This window comes from Pseudotenacibaculum haliotis (genome assembly GCF_042684245.1).
Lineage (GTDB): Bacteria > Bacteroidota > Bacteroidia > Flavobacteriales > Flavobacteriaceae > Polaribacter > Polaribacter haliotis_A.
Genome location: NZ_JBHULH010000003.1, coordinates 173,123 through 192,750, shown reverse-complemented (window position 1 = coordinate 192,750; position 19,628 = coordinate 173,123). Strand labels below are relative to the sequence as shown.

18 protein-coding genes are annotated in these 19,628 nt (G+C 36.9%); 15 read left to right on the top strand and 3 right to left on the bottom strand.

All coding sequences use genetic code 11. The features are described 5' to 3' along the window. Positions 1-11 precede the first annotated feature (11 nt). On the bottom strand, positions 12-1,316 hold the full coding sequence (gene brnQ, locus ACFSRZ_RS06530; protein ID WP_379665732.1) for a branched-chain amino acid transport system II carrier protein: 1,305 nt from the start codon (positions 1,314-1,316) through the stop codon (positions 12-14). A gap of 66 nt (positions 1,317-1,382) precedes the next feature. Here brnQ and ACFSRZ_RS06525 point away from each other — a divergent pair, with 66 nt between their 5' ends. Then, positions 1,383-2,156, top strand: coding sequence for an alpha/beta fold hydrolase (locus ACFSRZ_RS06525; RefSeq protein WP_379665731.1), 774 nt, complete (start codon positions 1,383-1,385; stop codon positions 2,154-2,156). A gap of 281 nt (positions 2,157-2,437) precedes the next feature. Beyond that, entirely contained in the window at positions 2,438-2,878 is a 441-nt protein-coding gene (locus tag ACFSRZ_RS06520) for a hypothetical protein (RefSeq protein WP_379665730.1), read from the top strand. Between the two features lie 2 nt (positions 2,879-2,880). Here ACFSRZ_RS06520 and thiL read toward each other — a convergent pair whose 3' ends face one another. Then, positions 2,881-3,927, bottom strand: a complete 1,047-nt coding sequence (gene thiL / locus ACFSRZ_RS06515) for a thiamine-phosphate kinase (RefSeq protein ID WP_379665729.1) — start codon at positions 3,925-3,927, stop codon at positions 2,881-2,883. A gap of 108 nt (positions 3,928-4,035) precedes the next feature. Between thiL and ACFSRZ_RS06510 the strand changes: the two genes are divergently transcribed. From ACFSRZ_RS06510 to ACFSRZ_RS06460, 11 genes are all read left to right on the top strand, one after another. Then, a complete protein-coding gene (locus ACFSRZ_RS06510) occupies positions 4,036-5,478 on the top strand; it encodes a choice-of-anchor B family protein (RefSeq protein WP_379665728.1) in 1,443 nt (480 codons plus the stop codon). 4 nt (positions 5,479-5,482) lie between these two features. Then, the gene (locus ACFSRZ_RS06505) at positions 5,483-6,724 is read left to right on the top strand and encodes a choice-of-anchor B family protein (protein ID WP_379665727.1); all 1,242 of its coding nucleotides are present in this window, start codon (positions 5,483-5,485) and stop codon (positions 6,722-6,724) included. After that, positions 6,724-8,043 carry a hypothetical protein gene (locus tag ACFSRZ_RS06500; RefSeq protein ID WP_379665726.1) on the top strand — a complete coding sequence of 440 codons (1,320 nt, stop codon included), beginning with the start codon at positions 6,724-6,726 and terminating at the stop codon, positions 8,041-8,043. Before ACFSRZ_RS06505 ends, ACFSRZ_RS06500 begins: the two co-directional genes overlap by 1 nt. Before the next feature lie 5 nt (positions 8,044-8,048). Beyond that, positions 8,049-8,828, top strand: coding sequence for an MbnP family protein (locus ACFSRZ_RS06495; RefSeq protein ID WP_379665725.1), 780 nt, complete (start codon positions 8,049-8,051; stop codon positions 8,826-8,828). A 3-nt stretch (positions 8,829-8,831) separates the two neighbouring features. Next, the gene (locus ACFSRZ_RS06490) at positions 8,832-9,905 is read left to right on the top strand and encodes a cytochrome-c peroxidase (RefSeq protein WP_379665724.1); all 1,074 of its coding nucleotides are present in this window, start codon (positions 8,832-8,834) and stop codon (positions 9,903-9,905) included. Between the two features lie 109 nt (positions 9,906-10,014). Further along, positions 10,015-10,344 (top strand): HesB/IscA family protein, encoded by a 330-nt coding sequence (locus tag ACFSRZ_RS06485; RefSeq protein WP_379665723.1) that lies wholly within the window; start codon positions 10,015-10,017, stop codon positions 10,342-10,344. 11 nt (positions 10,345-10,355) lie between these two features. Then, positions 10,356-11,804, top strand: a complete 1,449-nt coding sequence (gene sufB / locus ACFSRZ_RS06480; RefSeq protein WP_379665722.1) for a Fe-S cluster assembly protein SufB — start codon at positions 10,356-10,358, stop codon at positions 11,802-11,804. Between the two features lie 12 nt (positions 11,805-11,816). Next, positions 11,817-12,647: an N-acyl homoserine lactonase family protein gene (locus ACFSRZ_RS06475; RefSeq protein WP_379665721.1), complete on the top strand. Its 831-nt coding sequence runs from the start codon at positions 11,817-11,819 to the stop codon at positions 12,645-12,647. A 9-nt stretch (positions 12,648-12,656) separates the two neighbouring features. Then, the gene (gene sufC / locus ACFSRZ_RS06470) at positions 12,657-13,409 is read left to right on the top strand and encodes a Fe-S cluster assembly ATPase SufC (protein WP_379665720.1); all 753 of its coding nucleotides are present in this window, start codon (positions 12,657-12,659) and stop codon (positions 13,407-13,409) included. Between the two features lie 9 nt (positions 13,410-13,418). Beyond that, on the top strand, positions 13,419-14,732 hold the full coding sequence (gene sufD, locus ACFSRZ_RS06465; protein WP_379665719.1) for a Fe-S cluster assembly protein SufD: 1,314 nt from the start codon (positions 13,419-13,421) through the stop codon (positions 14,730-14,732). Between the two features lie 95 nt (positions 14,733-14,827). Continuing rightward, positions 14,828-15,670, top strand: coding sequence for a hypothetical protein (locus tag ACFSRZ_RS06460; protein WP_379665718.1), 843 nt, complete (start codon positions 14,828-14,830; stop codon positions 15,668-15,670). A 6-nt stretch (positions 15,671-15,676) separates the two neighbouring features. Here the strand turns inward: ACFSRZ_RS06460 and ACFSRZ_RS06455 are convergent, their stop codons facing one another. Continuing rightward, complete coding sequence (locus ACFSRZ_RS06455; protein ID WP_379665717.1) at positions 15,677-16,999, bottom strand: serine hydrolase domain-containing protein; 1,323 nt, start codon at positions 16,997-16,999, stop codon at positions 15,677-15,679. A gap of 203 nt (positions 17,000-17,202) precedes the next feature. Here ACFSRZ_RS06455 and ACFSRZ_RS06450 point away from each other — a divergent pair, with 203 nt between their 5' ends. Both ACFSRZ_RS06450 and ACFSRZ_RS06445 read left to right on the top strand, forming a co-directional pair. Further along, positions 17,203-18,414 carry an aminotransferase class V-fold PLP-dependent enzyme gene (locus ACFSRZ_RS06450; RefSeq protein WP_379665716.1) on the top strand — a complete coding sequence of 404 codons (1,212 nt, stop codon included), beginning with the start codon at positions 17,203-17,205 and terminating at the stop codon, positions 18,412-18,414. Between the two features lie 193 nt (positions 18,415-18,607). Then, positions 18,608-19,570 (top strand): zinc metalloprotease, encoded by a 963-nt coding sequence (locus ACFSRZ_RS06445; protein ID WP_379665715.1) that lies wholly within the window; start codon positions 18,608-18,610, stop codon positions 19,568-19,570. Positions 19,571-19,628 lie beyond the last annotated feature (58 nt).

Here is a 19,628-nt window from a genome sequence, read left to right as displayed (position 1 = left end):
AGAAAGAATGTTTAGCTCGTTTGTGCTGGCTTAGTCGTAAATTTGATCAGATTTAACACTAAAAAGCTAAAAATAGCAGGAATTACCCAACCTAAGTGATGTTCGCTGAAAGGAATAAGCTTTGTAATTCCCGAAATATCTTCTCGTAATCCCACAAATCCTAAGAAATCTGGAAGACTAAATAAGATTGTTACGATAACAACTCCTCTAAAAACAAATTGAGAAGCCCATCGTTCTGCAACCACATTCAACAAGATCAAAACAATGGTAATCGGGTAGATCAACATCAATATGGGTAAAGCAATCACAATAATAGAATGGAAATCCAACTGTCCAACCAAAATTCCGGCCAAACAACCAATCACCGCTGTAACGGTGTATGCTTTTTGTGAGTTGTTAAACAAACCTTTAAAATAGTCGGCTGTCCCGGTTACTATTCCTACTGCCGTTGTAAAACAAGCCAAAGCTACTAGTACACTTAAAAAGGCTGTGCCAATGTTTCCTAAAGTCGCTGTACTAATTCCTCTTAATAGAGTAGCTCTCTGCATATCGTTGCTCAAACTTCCATCAATAAAGATCTCAGAACCGTAAAAAGCTCCTACAGCAATCAATCCGGCATAAATAATAGCCAGTCCGCTTCCGGCAATGAACCCGGATTTTCGTATGATCATCTTCTTATCCTCAGCAGAACCCACTCCTTTTAAATTCAATGAAATGATAATTACCCCACCTACAACAACAGCTCCAATAGCATCAAAGGTTTGATATCCTTCTAAAATTCCGTCTACAATAGGGGTTTGAAATTTTGACAAGTTCATTCCTCCATCACTAGAAAACAGTCCGATACCTATAACCAAGAAAATGATGATAGCAATCAGCGGAGTTAAATACTTTCCTATTAAGTTGATGATCTTCGATCTATTCAACACAAATACCAACACCAATGCAAAATAGATACTACTGGTTAATAAGGGTGTTGATTCAAAAAATGGATGTATTGCTATTTCATGTGTTGCTGATGCTGTTCTTGGTGAAGGAATAGAAATGGAAATCATATATACCAAAACACAATAGATTACACTAAAAACAGGTGAAACCTTTTTTCCAAAGTCATACATGGTTCCCTGTAATTTGGCATGTGCTAAGATTCCTAAAACAGGAATTAGAACAGCTGTGATTACAAATCCAACAACAACCCAAGACCATTGATCTCCGGCATTGTATCCTAAAAGAGGAGGAAGTAATAAGTTTCCTGCTCCAAAGAACAGCGAAAACAAGGCAAACCCGGTGATCCAAACTTCTTTTGTTTTATTCATTTTAAAGGAATATTTATTTCAATTGATTGCTTCTAGCGGACTATCTTTGCCGAAGATATTGAAATAATGATTTTAGAACACAAAGGAATCCCAATTTTTTACCAAGACGAAGGAAAAGGAAGTGCTGTTGTCTTATTACATGGTTTTTTAGAAAACAGTTCTATGTGGAATGCTGTAAAAGAAGAACTTATCAAAACTCGACGTGTCATTACCATTGATTTGTTAGGGCATGGGAAAACAGAATGTTTAGGTTATGTTCATCCGATGGAAATGATGGCTGAAACGGTTCATTTTGTATTAAAATCAATTCGAATCAGAAGAGCTTTCATGATTGGTCACTCTATGGGTGGCTATGTTTCTCTTGCTTTTGCTGAAAAATATTCTTCCTTCTTAAAAGGCTTGTGTTTGATGAATTCAACTGCATTAGCCGATTCTAAAGAACGACAAGAATTAAGAGCCAGAGCAAATAAAATGGTGCAAACCAATTTTGAGAACATGGTGCGTATGTCTGTTTCTAATTTGTTCAAGCCCGAAAGTCTGAACTTGTTTTCAAAAGAAGTTGAGCTCATTAAAAATGAAGCCTTGAGCACACCTGTACAAGGATATATAGCTGCTCAAGAAGGGATGAGAATTCGCCCCGATAGAACATCGGTTGTTAAAAATGCTTCTTTTCCTGTCTTTTATATCATTGCAGAAGAAGATCCTGTACTTGACCTGGAAACCGTTGTTGAAGAAGCACAAAAGAACCATGCAAAGTATATTGTCTTGGAAGGCGGACATATGAGCCACATTGAAAATAAAGAGAAATTAATTGCTTCTTTAATCTCTTTTGTAAAATAATTTATCTTTTCTACGCAACCTTTTTAATAACACAACATCTATATAATGTAGAAGTTTGGTTAGTTGTATATATAAGTCTATGAAAAAGAACTAAATCCACTCTTTACCTATAATCACTTTATCCGGTTTACTCTTGATAGCTTTTTTCTACTGGATAATGTGATTATTGGTATGATATAGTTTTCGAAACTCATACTTTCTAAAGAGTTTTTAACTCTATAAAAAATCTCTCAGACTCATTCTCTTTTTCTTAAATTTGATGTTCTAACTTGCTAGAAATCATGAAAATTAACGAAGCTAAATCTGTTATCGACATTGTACGAGAGTCTTCCTTTGGAGAATTATTCTTTACCTCATTAATTATTCTTCCCATCTACCTGGGTAGTTGGATTGTTGTTTTAAAACAAATAAACAAGACTCTTTGGGAAAAGAGTTCACTTGTTTTAATCCTGCTTGTGTTGGCTTACATATTAACACTGGTTATCATGAAGTTCTACCAATCAAAAGATCAGAAGATAGAAAAAGCTTCTATAAAAATTAGGCAATATATTTTGTCTAGAAACTGGACAAGAATGAGTTATGAAAGAATCAAAAAAAATATTGACCACTCATTTACTCCCGAGCTTATTGATAATATCCTTAACAAGTACCCTGAAGATTTCAGGATAGGAACCATTAAAGGTGGAAAAAAAGCGATTGTTGTGCTAGGTGAAGAAGAGTAAAACTATCCTTTCAACGCATTCCAACCTTGAGCTTTAAGCTCAATTTCTTGATTGGCTCTCGTTACCAAATTCATTCCTTGGTTTTGCTCTGTAATATGACCAATCACCGTTAAATGTGGGTTTCCTTTGATCTTTTCGTAGTCATCAATAGAAACCGTAAATAACAATTCGTAATCTTCACCTCCACTCAATGCTACCATAGTACTATCGATATCAAACTCTTCACAAGCAGAAATTACCTGAGGATCTAAAGGAATCTTTTCTTCATAAATCTTACATCCCACTTTACTCTGAGAACAGATATGCATGATCTCAGAAGACAAACCATCAGAAATATCGATCATAGAAGTAGGTTTTACTTCCAATTCTTTTAACAACTTAGGAACGTCTTTTCTTGCTTCCGGTTTTAATTGACGCTCTATTAAATACGTATACTGATCTAGTTCCGGCTGATTGTTTGGATTTACCTGAAATACTTGTTTTTCTCTTTCCAAAACCTGCAACCCTAAGTAAGCAGCTCCTAGATCACCACTCACCACAACAAGGTCTGTGTCTTTAGCTCCGCTTCTGTACACAACATCCTCTTTCGCTGCTTTTCCTATTGCGGTTACAGAAATTAAAATTCCTTTGGTAGAAGAAGTGGTATCTCCACCAATCAAATCTACATTGTATGTTTCACAAGCCAATTGAATCCCGGCATACAATTCTTCAATAGCTTCCAAAGGAAACCTGTTGGATACAGCAATAGATACAGTAATCTGCTCTGCATTTCCGTTCATGGCATATACATCAGAAAGATTTACCATAACCGACTTATACCCCAAATGTTTCAACGGCATATAACTCAAATCAAAATGCACACCTTCAATCAACAAATCAGTTGTAACCAATGTTTGTTGCTCTGAAGCATCTAATACAGCGGCATCATCACCCACTGCTTTTACAGTTGATGCATGATTTATCTTAAAGTGTTTCGTAATATGGTTGATCAATCCAAACTCTCCAAGTTCAGATAATGAGGTCCTCGACTGGTTTTTATCTTCTAACATGCTGCAAAGATAGAGACATCTTCAAAATAAACACCAAACCTATTCAAAGAAAGTGTGTTAGGGTTTTTCCATTAGAATCTGTTACATTTGTAAGGTAATCCCTATACTATGAAACATAAACTACTCTTTTACATAGGCTTATGCCTTAGTTTACATATTTACTCTCAAACTAATTGCGAAAGTGGTTTTGCCGGAGAATATCCTTGCAACGACTACGATTTAATGTCTCGTGTTCCCGTGAGCATCTTAGCAAACAACCTAGGAACACCTGAAGGAAGCGATATTTGGGGGTGGACAGACCCTACAACAAATAAAGAATATGCTATTGCCGCTATGACAAACAGTACGGCTTTTGTAGATGTATCAGACCCTTTAAACCCTGTTTATTTAGGAAGGATTGATACCGAAAATGGCAATACTAGTTTTTGGAGAGATGTAAAAATCTATAACAACCACGTTTTTATTGTTGCTGATAATGTTGGAGCACATGGAATGCAGGTTTTTGATCTAACTAGATTACGCAGTGTAACCACTCCGCAAACTTTTTCTCCGGATGCTGTATACAATGTTGTTAGCAGCTGTCATAATATTGTAATCAATGAGGCTAATGGTGTTGCCTATTTAGTTGATTGTAAAAACACTGGACGAGGAGTCCATTTTGTAGATATTTCCGATCCTGTAAATCCCGTTACTCTTGGAAACTACAATAGCGAAGGTGTTACTCATGATGCCCAAGTAGTTACATACAATGGTCCGGATACAGATTATACAGGAAAAGAGATTTTGATTGGTAGCAATGAAACCAAAGTAGTGATCTTAGATGTAACTGATAAGAACAATGTTGTGAAGATCTCAGATGTGGTATACTCTCAATTAGCCTATACTCATCAAGGTTGGTTTACAGATGATCAACGCTATTTTTTACTAGGTGATGAATCTGACGAACAAAGCTTTGGAATTAACACCAGAACCATTGTTTTTGATTTCCAAGATCTTGATAACCCGGTAGAATCTTCTACATATTCTGGCCCTTCAACAGCCATTGATCATAATGGATATGTAAAAGGAAATGAGTTTTTTATGGCCAGCTACAGAGCCGGAATGCGAGTTTTAGACCTAAGCAATGTAGGAGCAGCTACAAATTCATTAAGTGAAATAGGATATTTTGATACTCACCCGGCCAACAACGGTACCGGGTTTAATGGTGCCTGGAGTGTTTACCCATATTTTAGCAGTGGAAATATTATCATCAATGATATTGAAAGAGGACTTTTTGTAGTGAGAAAAAGTGGCACATTAAGTACCACAGAAGAAGAATTTAAAAACCAATTTTCAATTTCACCAAACCCTGCTAATATAAACCCAACAGTAAAAGCAAAACAAAATGAACAGATTCGATCTGTAGCCGTTTACAATATTCTGGGGAAGAAAATATTCTTCAAACAAAATATAAATCAACCTGAGTTCGTTCTACCTCTTGAGAATCAATCAAAAGGAATATACATTGTAAAAATCAATGGTTTTGTTTCTAAAAAACTCATTTTAAGGTAAGGTCATGAAAAGATTCTTTTTACTATGCATTACACTCACAGCATTTTTTTCTTGTGAGAAATCTGATGTTGTCGATCCTAATTTGATCGTCCCAGATCCAAATGATAATACACCAACTGTTCTATCTCCTTGTGAAAACGGAATGGCAGGCATATACCCTTGTAACGACTACGATCTTGTTGCCCATATAGATGTCAACACTTTAGGTGGCCCCGGAGCTTCGGGGAATGATTGCTGGGGATGGACAGACCCATCAACACAAAAAGAATACGCTTTGGTATGTACCAGTACAGGAACTTCTTTTATTGACATTTCTGATCCTTTGAATCCCGTAATTCTAGGGCAATTGCCTACACAAACTGTTAATAGCATTTGGAGAGACGTAAAAACTTATGGAAACTACGCCTTTATTGTTAGCGAAGCTTCCGGACACGGAATGCAAGTATTTGATCTAACTCGTCTTAGAAGTGTAGATACAGATAATGCTCCTGTTACCTTTACTTCTGATGCACATTATTCCGGTTTTGGAAATGCTCACAATATTGTGATCAACGAGACAAACGGATATGCCTATGCTGTAGGAACCGGAACTTTTTCCGGCGGACCACATTTTGTAGATATTTCTGATCCTACAAATCCATCTGCAGCAGGAGGGTATGCCGGTGGAGCCTATTCTCACGATGCACAAGTAGTTACCTATAACGGCCCGGATACAGATCACACAGGAAAAGAAATTTTAATCGGAAGTAATGAAAATGAAGTAGTAATCGTAGATGTAACAGATAAAAGCAACCCTGTACAGATCTCTACCATCAATTACAGCAATATTGGATACACACACCAAGGATGGTTTACCGAAGATATGCGTTATTTTATCCTAGGTGATGAACTGGATGAGATCAATTTTGGCTTGAATACCAGAACTGTGGTTTTCGATTTTAATGACCTAGACAATCCAACATTCCACATGGACTATTTTGGCTCTACCAATGCAATAGATCATAACGGATATGTAAAAGGAGACCTCTTCTTTTTAGCAAACTACTCTGCTGGAGTACGAATTGTTGATATTACCAATATTGGTGGTGGAACTATGACGGAAGTAGGATTCTTTGATACCAACCCCGCTAACAACAATACTTCTTTTGATGGAGTCTGGAACGTATACCCTTATTTTGCCAGCGGAAATATCATTCTTAGTGATACCGACAATGGCTTCTTTATCATCAGAAAAAGCGGATCTTAATGAAAAGAGTTCTTCTGATTTTCTCTCTTTTGGCTATAGTTAGCTGTACCAAAGACGACAATATTTTAAGTGGCCCTAATAATCCTTCAACCGGAATATTAGAAACCGCAAAATCCTATGGAGGAACAAAAAACGATGTTGCCCAATCTGTGATCGCTACTTCCGATGGAGGTTTTGCGGTAGCAGGATATACTCAAAGTATGGATGGTGATGTTACCGGCAAGTCAAATGAAAGCTTCGATTTTTGGCTGCTGAAATTTGATGCCAATGCAAACTTACTTTGGAATAAAACCTACGGAGGGACAGACGACGACAGAGCAAGAGCTTTGATTCAAACACAAGACGGTGGATTTGCCATTTTAGGCTACGCTGTAAGTTCTGATGGAGATGTTACAGAAAACAATGGTTTCAGAGATTTTTGGCTGATCAAAACCGATGCCCAAGGAAACCTTAGTTGGCAAAAATCATTTGGTTTTTCCGGAGCAGATGAAGGAACCACTTTGATCGAAACTTCAGATAATCACCTTCTTATTGCCGGTGTTTTAGATGTATCAGCTTCAGGAGGTTTAGGAAATAGTGGTCGTCATGCCGGAGGAGATTACTGGGCTATCAAAGTAAGTCAAACAGGAAACATGGTTTGGTCTCGTTATTTTGGAGGGTCGTTTACAGACACAACTACGGGAATTGTTGAAACCACAAACAATCAGTTTCTTATTGTTGGCTCTTCAGACAGCAATGATGTAGACATTACCAACAACAAAGGAACCTATGATTTTTGGACAGTAAGAGCAGCTGCTTCAGGAGATATGGTTTGGGAAAAATCCTATGGTGGTAACGAAATTGATGAGGCTCGAGGGATTGTTTCTTCAGGAGACGGCAACTATGTAATTGTAGGTGATACCCGAAGTTCCGATCAAGACGTTACGATGAACAATGGAGCTGCCGACCTTTGGTTGGTTAAGATCAATGACAATGGAAATATCTTGTGGAATCAATCTTTCGGAGGTTCCGGTTTTGATGTTCCAAGATCCATTCGATCTACCAATGATGGAGGTTTTATCATTTCAGGAAGTTCTAGAAGTTCCGATGGAGATGTAACCAATAATCAAGGTCAAAACGATGCTTGGATTGTCAAAGTAAATAGTTCCGGACAATTGATTTGGCAACAAACTGTAGGAGGAACAGAAATCGATTTTGCTTATGATGCTGTAGAACTGAATAACGGTAGTATTATTGCTGTAGGAGAAAGCAGTAGTGATAACGGGGATCTGTCAGAAAACAAAGGTTTTACCGATCTTTTAATTATCAAACTGAATTAATTACAATGAAACACAAACTCCTAATCTATTTAGCTTTTATTTCTATACTAACCGCTTGTAGCAGCAATGATGATGTGCCTGCAGAAACTGTTAGTCTAAACTTTACTTTTAGCCATGCTTGGCAAGACACTGAAGTTACCAGTGCCGACTTTAACGATATCAAATTCACTAATGAAAATGGTCAACAAATCAGTATCGAAAGACTTCGTTACTTGGTTTCTAGTGTAACCTTAACGCATGAAAGCGGAGTTGTAACAACGCTTAGCGGTTATAATTTAGTAGATGTTACCAACGGAGAAAACCTTTCTTTCACCACAGCCTCTTCTATTCTACCGGGAAATTATTCTAATGTTACTTTTCGTTTTGGATTCAAAGATGAAGACAATACCGATGGAGTTTATCAAGATCTGAATACAGCAAACTTTAATGTTCCCGGAATGCTAGGTGGTGGCTATCACTATATGCAATTTGACGGAAAATATTTAGACACAAATAACACAGAAGCACCTTTTAACTACCACGCTATCCGTGCAGTAGACAGAACTGACCCTAACAATTTGGTTTTTCAAGACACTTCTTTTGAAGTTAACTTAGGAGCTGTTACTATTCAAAGTGCTACTACTGTAAATGTTGAAATGGACATCTATCAATGGTTCTCCAATCCTAATCTTTGGGACTTGAACGTTTTGAATACTGTTTTGATGCCTAATTTTAATGCACAACTAATGATAAGCGCCAATGGAGCGGCCAATGTTTTTAGCTTAAAAAGCGTTACACAACAATAAATCATGAAAAAAACACATCTCTATATTTTTATAATCGGACTCTTGCCTCTATTATCCTGTTCTGGGTCAGGGTCCGATGGAGATGATGTATATACCCCTGTTCCTGCATCGTTGAGTATTCCTCAGCTCTTTGGACAAAAATTGATTGCTCCCGTTATTCCAACAGACAATCCCTTAACGGAAGAAGGAATTGCTTTGGGTAAAAAACTGTTTTTCGACAAAAGACTCTCAGGAGACAATACACAATCTTGCGCTTCTTGCCACAAACCTGCAAATGCCTTTACAGACGACACTCAATTTAGTGATGGTATTGATGGCCTTTTTGGCACTAGAAACTCAATGCCTTTGTTTAATTTGGCTTGGAATTTTAATGAGCGATTTGCCTGGGACGGAAAAGAGTTAGGTTTAGAAAGACAGGCTTTAGAACCTGTAAAAAACCCGATTGAAATGCATAGCAATTGGACTACTGTTTCAAACAAACTACAACAAGACTCGGAATACCCCACTTTGTTTCAACAGGCATTTGGTACTTCAACGATAGATTCTACATTAATTACCAAGGCAATTGCTCAATTTGAAAGAACCTTGATCTCCGGAAACTCTAAGTTTGATCGATACCTCTTAGGAAATGCCCAGCTAACGCCTCAAGAACTGAATGGATTTAATGTATTTATGGATGAAGACAGAGGAGATTGTTTCCATTGCCACGGAAGCGACAACAATCCTCTTTGGACAGATAATGATTTTCACAACAACGGTTTAGATACAACATTTTCTGATCTAGGTTTAGGAGCGGTAACCGGAGACCCTAATGACAATGGTAAGTTCCGCTCTCCATCTTTACGAAATTTAGCCTTTACTGCACCCTATATGCACGACGGTAGATTTGCCACTTTAGAAGAAGTTATCAATCACTACAGCGAAGGCCTTAAGGTCTCTCCAACTATCGATCCTTTGATGAAAAAAGTCAATCAAGGAGGTGTACAATTAACTCCACAAGACAAAGCCGATCTCAAAGCATTTTTACTGACATTGACAGATCACGAATTTGTAAACAACCCTGCTTTTCAGAACTAATCAATTTTCTTAATTAAAAGATAAAGCATTCTAATGTAAGTCTAGGTGGCTGTTTGAGACTTATGTTGTATCTTTGCAACCACAATTTAGACTTAATCTATTTAAAGTTATGATTAAAGTTTCTGATCAAGCGAAAAAGAAAGTCATAGAGTTAATGACTGATGACGGGTTTGATGCGACTACAGATTTTGTTCGAGTAGGCGTTAAAAGCGGCGGGTGCTCTGGACTTTCGTACGATTTGAATTTTGATAAAAATCAATCTGATAGTGATAAACTCTTTGAAGATAATGATGTAAAAATCATTGTTGATAAAAAGAGTTTTTTATACCTGGTAGGTACCACATTAGAATATTCCGGAGGTTTAAACGGTAAAGGATTTGTATTTAACAACCCAAATGCCAACAGAACTTGTGGGTGTGGTGAGAGTTTTTCACTTTAATTTTTGAGAAGATGAGCAAGTATACAGAGGATGATTTAAGAGAAGAGCTGAAAACCAAAGAATACGAGTACGGCTTTTACACAGATATAGAAAGTGAAACATTTCCAAAAGGACTGAATGAAGACATCGTTCGTGCTATTTCTAAAAAGAAAAATGAGCCGGAATGGATGACAGAATGGAGGTTAGAAGCTTTCAAGATCTGGTCTGAGATGGAAGAACCAGAATGGGCAAATGTAGACTATCAAAAGCCTAACTTTCAAGATATTGCCTACTATTCAGCTCCTAAGCAAAAACCTAAATTAAATAGTTTGGATGAAGTTGATCCTGAATTATTGGCAACTTTTGAAAAACTGGGTATTTCTTTAGAAGAGCAAAAAAGATTGGCAAATGTAGCAGTTGATATTGTAATGGATTCTGTTTCCGTTGCTACAACATTTAAAGATACACTAGCAGAAAAAGGAATTATTTTTATGCCTATCTCAGAAGCTATTCAAGAGCATCCTGAGTTGGTAAGAAAGTACATCGGGTCTGTAGTTCCGCCTAAAGACAACTTCTATGCAGCATTAAATTCAGCTGTATTTTCAGACGGTTCATTCTGTTACATTCCAAAAGGAGTTAGATGTCCAATGGAGCTTTCTACCTATTTCCGAATCAATGAAGGAGGAACCGGACAGTTTGAAAGAACCTTAGTTGTAGCAGATAAAGGAAGTTATGTAAGCTATTTAGAAGGTTGTACAGCTCCACAAAGAGATGAAAACCAATTGCATGCTGCCGTTGTAGAATTAATTGCAATGGATGATGCTGAGATCAAATATTCTACCGTACAAAACTGGTTCCCTGGAGACAGTGAAGGAAAAGGTGGAGTTTTCAATTTTGTAACCAAAAGAGGGTTGTGTGAAACCAATGCAAAAATCTCTTGGACTCAGGTTGAAACAGGTTCTGCAATTACTTGGAAGTATCCAAGCTGTGTGTTAAAAGGAAACAATTCTGTAGGAGAATTCTACTCTATTGCAGTAACAAACAATTTCCAACAAGCAGATACAGGAACCAAAATGATCCACTTAGGTAAGAATACCAAGTCAACTATTATTTCCAAAGGAATTTCTGCCGGAAAATCACAAAATAGTTATAGAGGATTGGTTCAGATCAATTCAAGAGCAGAAAATGCTAGAAACTTCTCACAATGTGATAGTCTATTAATGGGTAACGAATGTGGAGCACACACATTCCCTTATATCGAATCTAAAAATAAATCAGCACAAATAGAACACGAAGCCACTACCAGTAAGATTGGTGAAGATCAGTTGTTTTATTGTAACCAAAGAGGAATAGATACAGAAAAAGCCATTGCGTTGATCGTAAATGGATTTAGTAAAGAAGTATTGAACAAACTTCCGATGGAGTTTGCTGTAGAAGCTCAAAAACTGTTAGAGATAAGCCTTGAAGGTAGTGTCGGATAAACCCAACCAGCCATGAAAAAAATCCTATTCTTATTGCTTGCTATCAGCATTATTAGCTGTAAAGACGCTGAGAAAAAAGAACCTGTTAAACCAGAAGTAAAATTATATGCTTTGGTGGGAGGAAACATCTTGGTAAAAAAGTTAGAATTGTTCTCTCAAGATACAACTTACACTGGTCAGTCTAAACAATTTACCGATGCGTATTATGTAATCTCTCATCCAAAAGGAAACTTGATGTGGGATGCCGGGTTACCGGAACAATTGGTTGTGGCAGAGCCTTTTCATGAGCCAAGCGGCGCTTTTGCCTTACAAAGACCGGATTCTTTGAAAAACCAACTGGCTTCAATCGGATTCAAGGTTGAAGATTTTAACTATATCGCTTTATCACACCATCATTTTGATCATACGGGTCATGCAAATTTGATGAAAGATGCAACGTGGTTGGTACAAGAAAATGAGTACAATGCTATAGCCGGAGATTCTGCAAAAACAAAGAACCCTGCTGTTGCTGCTTTGAAGAACGTAAAAAAATTAAATGGTGATTACGATGTTTTCGGAGACGGAACTGTAGTTATCAAATCAATGCCGGGGCACACCATTGGTCATCAAGTTTTGTATGTTGATCTTGGTTTGGAACAACCGATATTATTAACCGGGGATCTCTATCATTTTGAAGAGAATAGAAAAACAAAAGGTGTTCCTTCGTTCAACTACAATGTTGAACAAACATTAGAAAGCATGGATAAATTCGAAGCTTTCGCAAAAGAGAAGAATGCAAAAGTGTTCATTCAGCATTCACCTGCTGATTTGGAGCGTATCAAGAAATATGTAAATCAAAAATAAAAGGAAGTCATGCTAAAGATTGAAAATTTACATGCAGAAGTTGAAGACAAGGCCATCTTAAAAGGGCTGAATTTAAACGTTAAACCGGGTGAAATTCATGCTATTATGGGGCCTAACGGTGCCGGAAAAAGTACATTAGCTTCAGTAATCGCAGGAAAAGAAGATTACGAAGTTACTGATGGTACCATCGAATTAGATGGAGAAGATATCAGCGAGTTAGCTCCTGAAGAAAGAGCTCACGAAGGTGTTTTTCTATCCTTCCAATATCCTGTAGAGATTCCGGGGGTTACTGTAACCAACTTTATCAAAACAGCCATCAATGAATCAAGAAAGGCAAGAGGAATGGAAGAGATGCCTGCAAAGGAAATGTTGAAGAAGATTCGTGAGAAATCTGAGTTGTTAGAGATCGATCGTAAATTCTTATCTCGTTCTTTAAATGAAGGGTTTTCTGGAGGTGAGAAAAAACGTAATGAGATCTTCCAAATGGCAATGTTAGAGCCTAAGTTGGCTATTTTGGATGAAACAGATTCCGGATTGGATATTGATGCCTTGCGTATTGTAGCAAACGGAGTTAACAAACTAAAATCAAAAGACAACGCTGTAATCGTAATTACACACTACCAGCGTTTGTTAGATTATATCGTTCCTGATTTTGTACATGTATTACACGATGGTAAAATTGTAAAGACAGGAGATGCTTCTTTAGCCTTAGAGTTAGAGAAAAAAGGATATGATTGGATTAAAGAAGAGATAGTTTCGTAAAACAGAATGATGGATTTAAAAGAAAAAATAGTTTCTTCCTATGTGGCGTTTGAAGATGGTGTAAACATCAATTCTGATGTGCATGAAATTCGCTCTAAAGCCTTTCAAAACTTTGAGAAAGTTGGGTTTCCAAATAAAAAGATGGAGGCTTGGAAATACACTTCTTTAAACTCGATCTTAAAAGAAGACTACAGCATCTTCCCTGATAAAGAACATGCGGTAACACTGGCTGATGTAAAGAAATATTTTATTCATGATATAGATAGCTATAAAGTTATTTTTATTGATGGAAAATACAGTTCGTTCCTATCAGAAACAACACACGATACAATTGATGTTTGTTTGATGTCTTCGGCATTAACCAAATCAAAATACAAACCGGTTATTGAAAACTACTTCAACAAAGCAGCTAAAGAAGATAATATGACGTCTTTGAATACAGCTTTTACCAAAGAAGGAGCTTACATCAATATTCCGAGAAATGTAGAAGTTGAGAAGCCTATTCAGATCATCAACTTTACAACAGGTTCTGAAGCTGCTACCATGGTACAGCCAAGAAATTTAATTGTTGTAGGACAAAATGCACATGTACAGATTATAGAACGTCATCAAAGCTTAACAGAAACTGCGGTATTCACCAATTCTGTAACTGAGATCTTTGCAGACAGACATGCTACTGTAGATTATTACAAGATTCAAAACGATCAAGTTACTGCTTCGTTGGTTGACAATACATATATTGAGCAACAATCAGAAAGTACAGTTTCTGTACATACTTTCTCTTTTGGAGGAAATATTACTAGAAACAACTTGAACTTCTTCCAAAAAGGAGAGCATGTCAACTCGATCTTAAAAGGAATCACCATTATTGAAGGAAAGCAACACGTAGATCATCACACTTTGGTTCATCATATAGAACCTAACTGTGAAAGTCATCAAGATTACAAAGGAATCTATGATGAGCGTTCTACAGGTGTGTTCAACGGAAAAGTGATCGTAGAGAAAGAAGCTCAGAAAACCAATGCATACCAACAGAACAACAATGTTTTGGTAAGTGATAGAGCAACCATCAATGCAAAACCTCAGCTTGAGATCTTTGCTGACGATGTAAAATGTTCTCACGGATGTACCATTGGTCAGTTAGACGAGCAAGCGCTTTTCTATATGCAGCAAAGAGGAATTCCGAAGAAAGAAGCTAGAGCTTTGCTCATGTATGCTTTTGCAAATACAGTTTTAGAAAGTGTAAAGATCCCTGAAGTAAAAGCCAGAATCACTAAGCTGATTGCCAGTAAATTAAACGTAAATATTGGGTTTGATATTTAAAACCGAGTAAAAACACATAAATGTAAAAACAGGCAAATTTGCCTGTTTTTTTGTTTCCTCATGTCAGTAATTTTAGTCACTAAACTTTTTCTGATATGGCTACTACAAATACTCCACCACCTCAAAACACTCCACCTAAGACAACGGCTAAAACTACCTCTGTACCCAAAAAAACGGCAACTGCTAAAGCAAAGAGTGATGAGATCCCCGGGGTTTCTGAGGCTGTTATTCATGAATTAAGTAATGAGATCAACAATATGATTGGTTTTGCTGTATACAATGGTATTATTATCAATACAGAAGTAAACTCTTTAATTAAAAACCCAAGTGTAGATGACTTGATCAATGCTCATAATTTGCTATGTAAGAATGTGGCTCCGGCAACTCCAAAATCCATTGAGTATACTAAGAAAATGCATCAGGAAGGAAGTGGTAAATCTGTTTTTAATAAAGTTCCTTTAACTAGAAACCTGATCATCATTGCTTTGGTTTTTATAGCCATGTTTGTAGGAACTGCTTTTTCTAAAGATGTAAATAACTCATCCTTAGACGCAGGGATCTTAAGTAGTGACGGATGGCCTTTGTTATTAAATTTAGGTTTTTTGAGTTCTGTTGCAGGACTAGGTGTTATTTTCTTTTTATTGAAAGATGTAAGTACCTCTATTAAAAGAGGAACCTTGGTTCCGGAAGACTCTATTTCTTATATCTCACAAATTCTTTTAGGAATCATCGCCGGACTGTTAATGTCTGAGGTCTTATCTGTTTATTTGAAAAACTCTAACGACATCAACCTGTTCAACAAAAGTATTTTAGCCCTGATCGGAGGTTTCTCTTCGGATGCTATCTTTAGTATTTTGCAAGGTGTTATTACACGTGTAAAGGATATTTTCATTCCTTCTAACTCACAACAAAATAATTCGATTCCAAATAGAGTTTAGCAACTTCTATTTTACGGCATTTATTATTCCTTTCAAGAAGGCGTTCTCACTATAGTTTCCATTCAAACCAAAACGAACAATTACCATCTCTTGATCTGGTAAGATATACACGCGTTGTCCTTGGTATCCATCAGCAAAGTACATGTTTTTAGGAATATCCGGAAATTTCCCATTGGCATTCAACCAAAACTGAGCTCCATAAGTTCCGTTTGATGTAGGTGTTGGTTGTACAACATAATCAGTCCACTCCGGAGCAAAGACTTGTGTGCCGTTCCAATTTCCTCGATGTAAGTACAGCAAGCCAAACTTTCCCCAATCGCGAGCAGTACCCCAAGCGTAAGAAGACCCTACATAGTTTCCTGCCATATCAGTTTCTATCACCATAGAATTCATCCCTATCTTGTCTACAAGTTCTCTGTACCAATAATCTAAATATTCTTGATGTGAGCTCATTTCTTGACGCAATATTCCGGATAATAAGTTAGATGTTCCTGATGAGTAGTTCCAAGAAGCATTTATTTTTCCGGTCAAAGGCTTATTACGTTGCATGATCGTCATGTCTTTTTCTAAGAATAACATCTTGGTTACATCTGAGATCTCATTATAATTCTCATCCCACTCCAAACCACTATTCATTTGTAATAAATTATGGATGGTAATCTCTTTTCTCTCATCATTTTGCCATTCAGCAATTGGCGCCTTGTCTTGCACATTGATCTTTCCTTGGTACTGCATGATCCCATAAACTGTACTCATGATACTTTTGGTCATCGACCATCCTAAGATCAAGGAATTCTCATCAAACTCATCTCCATAAGCTTCGGCAATGATCTGGTCTTTGTAAATTACCAAAACAGCTCTGGTTTTGTATTTAGGCTTAAACAATGCTTCTACAGCTGTTTTTAACTTCCCATAATCTACATTGGCAAACAATGTGTCTTGCTGCTCTCCATTTCCATAAGGGTATGCAGTAACATTGTCCGGTTTGCTCCTTGTAGGAACCAAAGGTTTTACCGAAAGGTCAAAATCGTCTGTAATCAATACACTTCCTAATCCTTCTCTATAAACAGCTTTTCTGGTTAACAATCCTAAAGCCGAAGATGTTGCGTATTTTCCTTCTTTATTGATCTTGTCTGTAGCCAGATTTACAGGAGAAAAATTATTGTCTGTAGAATCTGTAAATGCTAATGTCCTATGGGCTAAAAAAACAGAAGAACTGGTATTCTTTGCTGAATATCCCGATAGAATGTTCAGTTTTGGATAATTTAGAAATACGACAATCATCAAAGCAATTGCCAACAAAAGAAGGATCCTCTTAAGAATTTTCATAACGAAGTGTTTGATTTCTCACAAAAATAGGAAATAAACCCTCTAATTTTCAATCTGATGAATACTATCTATATGAATTGACTGTTCGAAATAAAGAAATGAACTTTTTGCCTGCCAACTATGTTTAAAGAAGTAAATTAAATGATAGCTTTCTTGTAAGTTTTGACTTTCAAGCCCTACCTTTGTATAACAAACTAAAAAGCATGTTTCCAGTAGAACAAATTCGTGCAGATTTTCCCATTTTACAAAGACAGGTAAACGGAAAGTCTTTGGTGTATTTTGACAATGCAGCCACATCACAAACACCTCAAATTGTTATTGATGCTATTGTTGATTATTATTCAAACTACAACGCCAATATTCATAGAGGCGTGCATGCTTTGAGCCAGGAAGCAACTGATAAGTACGAACAAGCAAGAATTACACTACAAAAGCATTTTAACGCTCGTCACGCGTATGAAATGATTTTTACCTCCGGAACTACCCATAGCATCAACATGGTCGCTTCAGGCTTCTCTGAACTACTTAATGAAGGAGATGAGATCATCGTTTCTGCGTTAGAGCATCATTCCAACATCGTTCCGTGGCAAATGTTAGCAGAAAGAACAGGAGCCAAATTGAAAGTAATTCCTATGAATCAGGAAGGAGCTTTGATCATGGACGTTTATGACGAATTGCTTTCTAAGAAAACCAAGTTAGTTTTTTGTAACCATATTTCAAATGCTTTAGGAACTATCAATCCTATTGAAGAAATCATTGAAAAAGCACACAAAGTTGGCGCTGCTGTTTTGGTTGATGGCGCTCAGTCTGTTCCTCATATGAGTGTAGATTTTCAAGCGTTGGATGTCGATTTTTATGTTGCCTCAGCTCATAAAGTTTGTGGCCCTACCGGAATGGGGTTCTTATACGGAAAACAAGAATGGTTAGAAAAACTACCTCCTTACCAAGGTGGTGGAGAGATGATTGAAACCGTAACCTTTGAAAAAACAACTTACGCTGGCTTACCACACAAGTTTGAAGCGGGTACACCTAACATCTGTGGGGGAATCGCTTTTGGGATTGCTATAGACTATGTAAACTCTATCGGTTTGGATAAGATTGCTGCCTATGAGCAAGAGTTGTTAGACTACGGAACAGAAAAACTTCAAGAAATAGAGGGTTTACGTATTTACGGAACTGCACACAAAACATCAGTAATCTCTTTTAATGTTGAAGGCATTCACCCTTACGACATCGGCTCTATTTTAGATAAGTTGGGAGTAGCTGTGCGTACTGGACATCACTGTGCTCAGCCTATCATGGATTTTTATCAAATCCCGGGAACTATTAGAGCTTCCTTTGCTTTCTACAACACCAAAGAAGAAATTGATGTATTCATAGAGGGCTTGAAAAAAGCTATTATGATGCTTTCTTAACACCTTCTTTATTTTTTTCACTCACCAAAAAGGGGGATAAAAATTTCCCCAAATTAAGGGATTGCACACCCTTTATTTTTTCTTCAAATTGTAATCCGTTAAAAATGAGAGGTCTTTAAAATATTTTAATCCGGATTTAAAGCATCTCTTTCTTTTTAACTTTTTTATTAATTAACTATTCAAATAACTAATCATGAAAAAAATTTTTGGAGTGTTGCTTTTAGCAACACTAATCTTCGTTGGGTGTCAAAATTCAGATGAAACACTAGAACCTGTTTCTACAGATGTTGAAGGCTTCTCGTTTGATAGATCTTCTAAACAATGTTTTACTATGGAGGTATTAGAAGACAATCTATTAAAAGATCCTGCTCTAAAAGCAAGAATGGCATCAATAGAAGAACAAACAAAAAGCTTTATTGAAAAAGGAAACTTTAACAGACTTGTAAATGGTAAAATTCAGATTCCTGTAGTATTCCATGTAATCTACAGAACTTCTAGTGAAAACTTACCTTTATCAGTATTACAAGACCAAATAGATGTTCTTAATGAAGACTTCAATATGCAAAATCCTAACAGAAGTATTATTCCGGCAGAATTTGCTGGAGTAGAAGCAAATGTTGAAATTGATTTTGTAATCGAAAGTGTTATTCGAGTACAGAATTCAAAAAAGAGATCATGGAGACCAGATGATTCTATGAAGTTTACTTCAAGCGGAGGAAGTGATGTTGTAAACCCTCAAGAGTTTTTAAACATTTGGGTAGTAAACAGCATGCCTTATAGAGGTGGTCAAATTTTAGGATATGCTCAATTCCCTGGTGGAAGTTTAGCTACAGATGGTGTTGTGATGGGACACAGATTTGTAGGTGCTAATCAAAGAACTACTACACATGAAGTTGGTCACTATTTAAATTTACGTCACATTTGGGGTGATGGAGGTTGTGGAGCTAGTGATTTTGTTGCTGATACTCCGGATGCAGATGGGCCTACAAGAGGATGTCCTTCTTACCCTGTTTTAGAATGTGGGAGCAATAATATGACTATGAACTTTATGGATTATACAGATGATCCTTGTATGGCAATGTTTACGCAAGGTCAAAAAGCAAGAATGGATGCTGTTTTTGCTGCTGGAGGATTCAGAGCTACAATGGCTGACTAACATTACTAGTCATATCTCAACATATTTAAAGGCGTTATTGGATAATAACGCCTTTTTC